This window comes from Candidatus Nitrosotalea sp. FS, from assembly GCF_011319475.1.
Lineage (GTDB): Archaea > Thermoproteota > Nitrososphaeria > Nitrososphaerales > Nitrosopumilaceae > Nitrosotalea.
This window is the reverse complement of record NZ_RCMC01000265.1, coordinates 1-2,194: the sequence shown is the minus strand read 5'-3', so window position 1 is coordinate 2,194 and position 2,194 is coordinate 1. Positions and strand designations below refer to the sequence as shown.

Here is a 2,194-nt window from a genome sequence, read left to right as displayed (position 1 = left end):
ATTTGTCTGGATAAAATCAATTATTGACGGAAGTGGGGTTCCTGGTCCAAAGTTTCCAAGCACTCCTGATTTTTCAAGTGCTGGCTTGTCATCTTCTGGGATGACTCCTCCACCAATTACTAGAACATCGTTTATTCCCTTGTCCTTGATTGCTTTTGCAACTCTGGGAAATAGGGTAAGGTGTGCGCCATTTAGAAGGCTTAGTGCAACAACGTCGATATCTTCGTCTTCTACTATCTGGGCTATTCTTTCAGGGGTTGCAAACAGTCCTGAATAGATTACTTCCATGCCTGCGTCTCGAAATGCCCTGCATAGTACCAAGGCTCCTCTGTCGTGGCCATCAAGTCCTAGTTTTGAAACCAAGATCCTGATTCTCTTTGTTTGAGCCTTTTGAGACATGTACTTTACAAGTAAATTTTCTGTTTTAAAAGCTTTATTTGAAATCGTACACTTGGGATCTTTTTGCTTTATTGGCATAACAATAAGCTTTATTGTGGATTCTTTGCGTGACCTCTCTATGGATATTGTGGCAGAGATAAAGAAAGGCAACAGAAGAGCAATAGCACGTGCCATATCTATAATTGAAAATAACGAAAAGGACGCTAAACTCATCATAAAAAAGATCTTCAAGCATTCTGGAAAATCTATGAAGATTGGAATCACAGGACCTGCCGGTGCAGGCAAGAGCACTCTGATAAACAGAACCAGCCTTGAGCTAAACAAACTTGGCTACAAGAGTGCAGTTCTTGCAATAGACCCGACTAGCCACATTACTGGAGGTGCAATACTTGGTGATAGGGTAAGAATGACCGAGTCTACTGATTCTGGTACATACATTAGGAGTATGGCATCAAGGGGTGCAACAGGTGCCATATCGACATCGCTTCGAAACAGCATCAGAATTTTAGAGTATGCAGGATTTAATCCGATAATAATTGAAAGTGTGGGAGCTGGACAGACTGAAGTTGATATTGAAAAAGTTGTAGACGTAACAGTTGTTGTCTTTAATCCTCACACTGGAGACAGTATCCAGACAATAAAGGCGGGCCTGACAGAGATTGGCGATATTTATCTGATAAACAAGAGCGACTTGCCTGGTGCAAACCAGCTTTTTGATTCTGTTCGAGACTTTATCGGCATGTCTGAGAAAAACCCAGTCGTGATGATGACTTCGGCAAAATCAAACAAGGGTATTGCCGATTTTGCAAAAAAATTGGAAGATGTCATGAAAGCAAGACACAAGACTCGGGCCAAGAAGGAGGCTTCAAGACTAGACTCTGAGCTACGAGATATTGTTTTAAATAATGTTAAAAACAAAGTTACAACAATGCTTGATTCAAGTAAATCATATGCGACATATCTTAAAAAAGTCCAGTCAGGCAAAGTCGACCCGTTTGAGGCAGCAGATAAAATATCAAAGGGGCTAGTATGATATGGTAAAATCTATCAAGACTGATTCTAACATTCCAGTAAAGCGTTTCTACGATTCAAAGGTTAAACCAAAAAGCAAGACAGAGGAGCCAGGAAAATATCCATACACACGCGGAATTCATCCTGGAATGTATCGAGACAGATTATGGACAATGAGACAGTATACTGGATTTGGTACTGCCGAGCAGACAAATCAGAGATTCAAGTATCTTCTTGAAAGAGGTCAGACTGGTCTTTCTATGGCATTTGACTTGCCAACCCAGATTGGATATGATGCAGATGATTCTCATGCAGAGGGCGAAGTTGGAAAAGTTGGAGTCTCTATTACATCACTCAAAGACATGATGAAATGCTTTGGTGGAATTCCTCTTGACAAAGTAAGTACATCTATGACAATCAATTCTACCGCATCTACATTACTTGCACTATACATTGCAACAGGCGCAAAACAAGGAGTTGACAGCAAGCAACTACGTGGCACTACACAAAATGATATTCTAAAAGAATACATTGCAAGAAATACCTACATCTATCCACCGCGTCCGTCAATGAGATTAATTGGTGACATGATTGAATATTGTTCAAAAAAAGTTCCTCAATGGTATCCAATATCAATATCTGGGTACCACATGAGGGAGGCAGGATGCAACGCAGTTCAAGAAGTTGCATTCACACTTGCAAACGCAATAGAATACATCGAGACATGTGTTGACAGGGGATTGAAAATTGATAGTTTCGCACCACGACTTTCATTCTTCTTTTG

3 protein-coding genes are annotated in these 2,194 nt (G+C 40.5%); 2 read left to right on the top strand and 1 reads right to left on the bottom strand.

Annotation, left to right across the window (positions count from 1 at the left end):
* The coding region (locus DYY66_RS10340) for a cobalamin B12-binding domain-containing protein (RefSeq protein ID WP_166288994.1) at positions 1–399 on the bottom strand (399 nt) is incomplete at its 3' end.
* 118 nt (positions 400–517) lie between these two features.
* Here DYY66_RS10340 and meaB point away from each other — a divergent pair.
* Both meaB and DYY66_RS10330 read left to right on the top strand, forming a co-directional pair.
* Positions 518–1,432, top strand: a complete 915-nt coding sequence (gene meaB / locus DYY66_RS10335) for a methylmalonyl Co-A mutase-associated GTPase MeaB (protein ID WP_166288992.1) — start codon at positions 518–520, stop codon at positions 1,430–1,432.
* 1 nt (position 1,433) lies between these two features.
* A partial coding sequence (locus tag DYY66_RS10330) for a methylmalonyl-CoA mutase family protein (protein WP_255496429.1) occupies positions 1,434–2,194 on the top strand: 761 nt, incomplete at its 3' end.

Coding starts and splice junctions, on each gene's coding strand:
- meaB (WP_166288992.1), top strand. CDS start 518: ATGGATATTGTGGCAGAGATAAAGAAAGGCAACAGAAGAGCAATAGCA.